The 6,627-nt window shown below is 67.4% G+C and carries 7 protein-coding genes; 6 read left to right on the plus strand and 1 reads right to left on the minus strand.

Features of this window, described 5'->3' with window-relative positions:
* Positions 1-215: 215 nt before the first annotated feature.
* Positions 216-452, plus strand: coding sequence for a hypothetical protein (locus tag O0J73_RS20890; protein ID WP_040007664.1), 237 nt, complete (start codon positions 216-218; stop codon positions 450-452).
* 56 nt (positions 453-508) lie between these two features.
* Here O0J73_RS20890 and O0J73_RS20895 read toward each other — a convergent pair whose 3' ends face one another.
* A complete protein-coding gene (locus O0J73_RS20895; RefSeq protein ID WP_308309552.1) occupies positions 509-1,984 on the minus strand; it encodes a helix-turn-helix domain-containing protein in 1,476 nt (491 codons plus the stop codon).
* A 397-nt stretch (positions 1,985-2,381) separates the two neighbouring features.
* Here O0J73_RS20895 and O0J73_RS20900 point away from each other — a divergent pair, with 397 nt between their 5' ends.
* From O0J73_RS20900 to O0J73_RS20920, 5 genes are all read left to right on the plus strand, one after another.
* Positions 2,382-2,717, plus strand: a complete 336-nt coding sequence (locus tag O0J73_RS20900) for a CD225/dispanin family protein (RefSeq protein ID WP_308309553.1) — start codon at positions 2,382-2,384, stop codon at positions 2,715-2,717.
* Positions 2,718-2,774: 57 nt separating this feature from the next.
* Positions 2,775-3,659, plus strand: coding sequence for an NAD(P)-dependent oxidoreductase (locus O0J73_RS20905; RefSeq protein WP_308309554.1), 885 nt, complete (start codon positions 2,775-2,777; stop codon positions 3,657-3,659).
* Between the two features lie 101 nt (positions 3,660-3,760).
* Positions 3,761-4,900: an SPFH domain-containing protein gene (locus tag O0J73_RS20910; protein WP_006446992.1), complete on the plus strand. Its 1,140-nt coding sequence runs from the start codon at positions 3,761-3,763 to the stop codon at positions 4,898-4,900.
* Between the two features lie 111 nt (positions 4,901-5,011).
* Positions 5,012-6,286: a TFIIB-type zinc ribbon-containing protein gene (locus tag O0J73_RS20915; protein ID WP_308309555.1), complete on the plus strand. Its 1,275-nt coding sequence runs from the start codon at positions 5,012-5,014 to the stop codon at positions 6,284-6,286.
* Complete coding sequence (locus O0J73_RS20920) at positions 6,283-6,540, plus strand: hypothetical protein (protein ID WP_053449832.1); 258 nt, start codon at positions 6,283-6,285, stop codon at positions 6,538-6,540. The genes O0J73_RS20915 and O0J73_RS20920 overlap by 4 nt, the downstream gene beginning before the upstream one ends.
* The last annotated feature ends 87 nt before the right edge of the window (positions 6,541-6,627 follow it).

The raw sequence follows: 6,627 nt of genomic DNA on the forward strand, positions 1-6,627 counted from the left end.
TCCCCCCCCCCCCCCCCCCCCCGGGGCGTGTGGGGGGGGGGCCGCCCCCCCCCGCCGCGGGGGCGGGGCCCGCCGGGGGGGCGGGGGCGGCGGCCCGTCAGGCCGCGCGGCAGCAGGCGCAGAAGATCCTGGCCGATGCCCAGTCGGCATTGCGCCACATCCTGGGGGAGCGCAACGACGGCTCCTCCTCCCCAGCCCCAGAAGGAGTTCCTGCGATGACCTTCCCGATCCCACCCTCTCCATTCCCCACGCCGGACCGTCCCGGCGGCAAAACCCCCATGCAGATTGCGCAGGAACTGGCCGACGCCGCGATGGCGGCAAGCGAGGAAGGCATCCGCCAGGCGATGATGGTCTCGCAGCAGGCCGTCGAAGCCGCCGCCGAAGCCGCCCGGCGCGCGGATGAGGCCGCCGAGGAAGCCGTACGCAGGGCCGCCGAAGCGAACGCCAGGTAGCGTCCGCTGCGGTGATGCGCACACCCCGGGCAGGCCTGAACCTGCGCCGGGGTTTTTCATTGCTCCGGTATGCGCCGATAGCTGCGCGGACTGACCCCGACCAGGCGCCGGAAGCTCTTCTCGAAATGGCTGAGGTCACCGAAGCCGACCTGCAGCGCGACATCGGTGATGCGCAGGCGCTGCCCACCCCGCAGCAGCTGCTTGGCGTGTTCGATGCGCTGCTGCTGCAACAGCAGCTTGAAGGTGGTGCCCAGTTCGCTGCGGAACAGGAAGCCCAGGTGCGACTGGCTCACATGCGCCTGGCGCGCCAGATCGCCCAGCGTGACCGGCTCGGCGGCATGATCCTTCAGGTAGGCAAGCGCACGCTTGAGGCCATCGTGCAGGCCGTCGTGTGACGCGGCAGGTGCCGTCGATGCGACTGCCTGTGGTGCTGCCCCGGCCACCTCCAGCGCCTCCGCCTCGGGCAACGGACGATCCGCGTCCACCGCCGCTTCACCCAGCATCAGGCCAGGCGCATGCCGCAGCAGGTCCTCACGACGGATGCTGCGCCCGCCGGTCATCACCGCCAGGCGCACCACCACCCGCTCCATCTCCAGCAGGTTGCCGGGCCAGTCATGGCCACGCAGCGCGTCCAGCACGTCCTCGCTGATGACCTGCGGGTTGAACCCATGCATCTGCAGCGAGCGCGCCACCAGCGCATCGATATCGTCGCTTCGCTCACGCAGCGGGGGAATGTCCACGGTGAGGAACTCCAGCCCGGCCAACAGCGCCCGCGAGAACTGCCGCTCGCGCACACGCTGCTCGAGGTCGGCACTGGTGGAGGCGATCACCCGGATCGCGCGGGCCTGGCCGGACTGGACCGTGGCCATCTCCAGCTCGCGTATGCAATGCGAGAGCTGCGCCTGCAAGGGAACCGGAAGCTCATCCACCTCGTGGAAATACAGGCTGCCGCCGCGGGCGCGCGCGAACCAGTCCGCAGGCGTTTCCTGTGGGTGGGCGCAGTTGACCTCGACGAACGGCCCCCGCCGCCGCGGACCGCAGCTGTGCAGGGCCGCGGCCAGTTCCATCTTCTCGGTGCCGAATTCGCCGCGCAGCAGCACCGGCAACTGGCTGGCGGCAGCGCGCTCGACGAACTCCTCCATCTGCTTCAACGCGTCGCAGGCGCCGACCAGCAGCAACGGGCGGCTCAGGGCCTGTTCGGCCCAGGCTTGCGCTTCATAGCGCTTGATCAGATGTGCGCATCGATGCGCGAATGCCTCACCCAGCGCCAGCGCACTGCTGTCCAGTCCATCCGCCTCGCCTTCCAGCTGCAGCTCGCCGAGCACCTCGCCGCCGTAGCGGATCGGCAGGCGCTGGCCGGCCTCCAGCGACGCGTCCTGGCCAGGGGCCGTGCCCGGTCCACGCAGATGGACACGGCCGCCACGCAGCGCATGGTGTTGCGAAAACTCCTTGATGAACGCGCCCAGCAGGTCGGGCAAGGACCGGTACGGTCGATAGGCGCGCTGCAACATCTGACTGACTTGCCTGTGCATTGAAACTCCCCTTGCGAATGGCGCCCCGGTGCTGCTGCACCAGGCGATCGCGCAATGCCTAGCGTCTGGCTTCATTGCGTGATGCTGCGATGCCTACGCCGCGCCTCGCGCCAGCCGCTGCACACGCAGATCAACGCGCACGCTGTCCGCCCCCATGCCCCCAGGGGGTTGCCGTCGGTGGGTCGACGATGCGGACGTCGGACGGATCCGGATTCCCCCAACGCCTTCACGGCGCCGGCATTTCCGATTATCGAATCGGAGTTTCAAGAGAAACGTGATGATAATCACGTGAATATCCCGATCGCCGCGCGACATTCACGCGTTGGCGGACCCCCGCAGCACCAGGAAATCGTCCTTTTCACGGGCTGTGGCGCGGCGCCAGCGATATCTGGGCAGCGTGCAGCACCGCACCCATATCACCGCGCCGCGTGCCGGCGGCATAATCCGCGCCCCGATCAAGGAGATTCAACGTATGGAACACACTACCCCGGCGGCGCCCAAAAACCATCTGATGTGGGCGGTCCTGAGTATCTTCGGTGGCTTCTGGCCCTTCGGCATCGTCGCCACCGTCTACGCCAACCGCACGTCATCGCTGCTCGCCGCCGGCCAGATCGGCCCGGCCACGGTGGCATCGCGCAAGGCGCTGCGCTGGATGATCGCTTCATTCGTCACGCTGCCGCTGTGTGTCCTGCTGCTGGTGGGCTATGCACTGATCCTGCGCGCAGCTGGCTGAGCCACGCAGCGACGGTCTGCGGCATGATGGGTGTCCTGTCCTGCTCTGGAGCCAGCCATGCCTTTGGGATTCATCGGCCTGGGCGTCATGGGAACCCCCATGGCCAGCCACCTGGCGCGGGCGGGCCATGCCGTGCTGGGCTGGTCCCGCTCCGGCCGCAACCACGCCGCCGCGCGTGCCGCAGGCATCGAGGTCCGTGAGCAGCTGCACGACGTATTCGCAGCCTGCGAAACCCTCATCCTGATGCTGGCCAACGACGACGCCATCGACGGCGTGCTCGATCGACAGGGCAGCGCGTTCGGCGAACGCGTGCGCGGCCGCCTGCTGATCAACATGGGCACCAGTTCGGCGGCGTATTCGCAGGCGCTGGGCGAACAGATCCGTGCTGCGGGTGGCCGTTACGTGGAAGCGCCGGTCTCCGGCTCCCGTGTACAGGCCGAAGCGGCGCAGCTGGTCATCCTGCTGGCCGGCACCGATGCCGATCTCGCCGTGGCGGCACCGCTGCTGGCACCGATGGGCCGGCAGACGGTGTGCTGCGGCAGTGTGCCGTCGGCGCTGCGCATGAAGCTGGCGGTGAACCTGTACCTCATCACGCTGGTCACCGGCCTGGCCGAAGCGGTGCACTTCGCCGAAGCCCACGGCATCGAGCTGGAACGCTTCGCGCAGGTGCTCAATGCCGGGCCGATGGCCAGTGACGTGTCACGGATCAAGCTGGACAAGATGGCCCGTGGCGATTTTGCCGTGCAGGCCTCGATCACCGACGTGTACAAGAACAGCGGGCTGGTGGCCGCCGCCGCGCGCGAGGTCGGCATGCATGCACCGCTGATCAACGCCAGCGATGCGCTGTTCGCACAGGCGCAGCACGCCGGGCTGGGCGCACTGGACATGGCCGCCGTGCTGCAGGCGGTACGCGCCGGTCCGGTTGGTACCGACCGGGCCTGATCGGAATTCATCTTCCGGCACTCCTGCCGTCCCCGGCCGCTGCTATATTCAGCCACGCTCGGCAGGCACGGTGCCTGCCCTCGAATCACAGGGAGTTGGACATGGGTCTGGTACAGGCGGTGAAGGGTGCGGTAGGCGGTGTGCTGGCCGACCAGTGGAAGGACTTCTACACCGTGCCCACGGGCCTGCCGTCCACGGCGGCCCTGTTTGCAGCGGTACCGCGCGGCACCAACGCCGGCCGCGGCTCCAACACCAGCGGCTCGTCCAACATCATCAGCAATGGTTCGAAGATCGTTGTGCCGGAAGGCTACGGCCTGCTGCTGTTCCAGGACGGCGCGATCACCGCGTTCGTTGCCGAAGCGGGCGGCTACGAGTGGCGCTCGGACGATCTGAACTCGCAGTCGATCTTTGCCGGTGACGGCCTGGTCAGCACCTTCATCAAGCAGAGCTGGGAACGCTTCAAGTTCGGCGGCCAGCCGGGCTCGCAGCAGGCCGCCTACTTCGTGTCGCTGAAGGAACTGCCGGACAACCGGTTCGGTACCCAGTCGGAGATCTACTGGGACGACGGCTTCCTCAACACCCAGGTCGGCGCGGTCACCCGTGGCTCATACACGCTGAAGATCGTCGACCCGATCCTGTTCGTGAAGAACTTCGTGCCCGCCAGCTACCTGCAGCCGGGCCAGGTGTTCGATTTCACCGACCTGGACAACGCCGCCGCCAGCCAGCTGTTCAATGAAGTGGTTGGTTCGCTGGCCCCGGCCTTCAGCCTGTATACGAACGATCCGGGCAAGGGCAACCGCATCACCAAGCTGCAGCAGGATTCGATCGGCTTCGCGCAGAGCCTGTCCGCTGCGGTCGAGCAGGCGTATCAGTGGCAGAGCGATCGTGGCCTGGCCATCGTCAAGACCGCCATCGTTTCCATCGAGTACGACGCCAACACCCGTGAATTGCTGAAGACCGTGCAGCGCGCCGATGCGCTGTCCGGCTCGCGCGGCAACTCCAACCTGCAGGCCAGCGTCGCCCAGGGCATCCAGTCGGCCGGCGAGAACGGCGGTGCGGCGGGCCTGGTCGGTGTCGGCATGGCCTCGGGCATGTTCGGTGTCGGCGGCATGCAGCAGCCGGTGACGCCGGCCGCGGACGATCCGGTGGCCAAGCTGAAGAAGGCCAAGGAGATGCTGGACCTGGGCCTGATCACCCAGAGCGACTACGACGCCCTGAAGGCCAAGGCACTGGGCCTGTAACGGCAGGACGCACAACGAACATGTCCGATCCCCAAAACGGCCCCCCGCCGCTGCCCGGATCCGCTCCCGCGCCCCCCCCCCGCGACGCCGCCGCCCTTGCGGGCGGCGTCGTTGAGTGGACCGGGTTCGCCGCAGGACGTCCCTCCCCTGCCCGGCAGCTTCCCGCTGGACACCTCGACGCTGCCGCAGGCCATCCGCGATGAAGTGGAAGCCCCGGACCCGGTCGCCATCGACACCTCGGCCAGCGAGCTGAAGGACGGCCTCAACCGCTGCCCGAAGTGCGGCGCCACCGACATCCGGCCCAAGGCCGGCACCGACATCCTGGTCTGCCTGTACTGCCGTCACGAATGGCATGGCGCGCGGGTCGAAGAGGAATTCGGGCTGGGCGAAGCCATCGACCAGCTGCGTGGCACCGTCATCGCCTCCGGCGCGCGTGACATCGACGCCGATACCTCGGCACTGATGACCTTCAAGTGCACCGGCTGCGGCGCCGAAGTCACGGTCAACACCGAAAGCACGATGACGGCGCGCTGCCACTGGTGCCGCCATGTGTTCGGCGTCAACGAACAGATCAGCAACGGCGCGGTGCCCGATGCCGTCCTTCCCTTCCATATCAAGAAGGACGATGCGGTCGCGCGCATCCGCCAGTTCGTCGACAAGCGCCGGATGTTCGCGCTGAAGGCGTTCAAGCAGGAGTTCACCCCGGAAAACGTGGTGGGCGTGTTCCTGCCCTACATGATCGTGGACAGCAATGTCAGCGCGGCCGTGGCCGGCAAGGGCGAGATCCAGACCCGGCAGTACACCGTGGGCAGCGAGAAGAACAAGCGCACCGTCTATGACGCCGACATCTATCAGATCGAGCGCCAGGTCGACTTCACCGTTGACGATCTGCCGCTGGAATCCTCCGCCGAGCGCGGCAACCTGGATATCCGCACCAACACCAACAACATCATCAACACCATCCTGCCGTTCGACACCAAGAACGCGGTGAAGTGGAATGCCTCGTACCTGGCGGGCTTCACCTCCGAGAAGCGCAACCTGGACGTGGAGAAGCTGCGGCCACGACTGGAAGACCAGCTGCTGTCCATTGCGCGCTCGCAGGTGGAATCTTCGGTACGCGGCTACAACCGTGGCGTGCGCTGGGAGCAGGAGCAGCTGGAAGTGCATGGCACCCGCTGGGTATCGATGTACCTGCCGGTCTGGCTGTATTCGTACCACCAGCCCGGCAAGAACGGCGGCATGCTGCACTACATCGCGGTGAACGGCCGTACTGGCGAAACCATGGGCAGCGTGCCCGTGCAGCAATGGAAGATGCTGCTGGCGGCGTTGACCGCCGGCACGGTCATCGAAGCACTGGCAATCCTCATCCTGATGGCAACCTCATGAGCGACGATAGCGGCCTCTGGCTGTTGGCGGCAGGTCCGGCCGGCGCAACCGCGCTGTACTGGGCGCTGTACCGCTACTACCGCAACAGCGACAAATCGCACTCCTTCGAGCACGAGACCGAGGTCAAGGCACAACCGGTCACCGGCTCCAACCAGAAGGTGGGCCAGGTGCGTGGCACCGAGGCCACGCGCATCGAAGGCGACAACGTGTACCAGTACCGGATACGGGTTGCACGGGTAAAGCCCGATCGGTAGAGCCAGGCCATGCCTGGCTGCGGGGAGTGGGGGGCCCCGGGGGGGGGGGGCGCCGCGAGGCCCCCCCCCCCCCCCCCCCCCCCACAC

It is taken from the genome of Stenotrophomonas sp. Sm6012, assembly GCF_030985895.1.
Lineage (GTDB): Bacteria > Pseudomonadota > Gammaproteobacteria > Xanthomonadales > Xanthomonadaceae > Stenotrophomonas > Stenotrophomonas forensis.

Excerpts from the sequence above, each read along its gene's own strand:
- O0J73_RS20895 (WP_308309552.1), bottom strand. The coding sequence starts at position 1,984 with ATGCACAGGCAAGTCAGTCAGATGTTGCAGCGCGCCTATCGACCGTAC.
- O0J73_RS20910 (WP_006446992.1), top strand. The coding sequence starts at position 3,761 with ATGGGTCTGGTACAGGCGGTGAAGGGTGCGGTAGGCGGTGTGCTGGCC.
- O0J73_RS20890 (WP_040007664.1), top strand. The coding sequence starts at position 216 with ATGACCTTCCCGATCCCACCCTCTCCATTCCCCACGCCGGACCGTCCC.
- O0J73_RS20920 (WP_053449832.1), top strand. The coding sequence starts at position 6,283 with ATGAGCGACGATAGCGGCCTCTGGCTGTTGGCGGCAGGTCCGGCCGGC.
- O0J73_RS20905 (WP_308309554.1), top strand. The coding sequence starts at position 2,775 with ATGCCTTTGGGATTCATCGGCCTGGGCGTCATGGGAACCCCCATGGCC.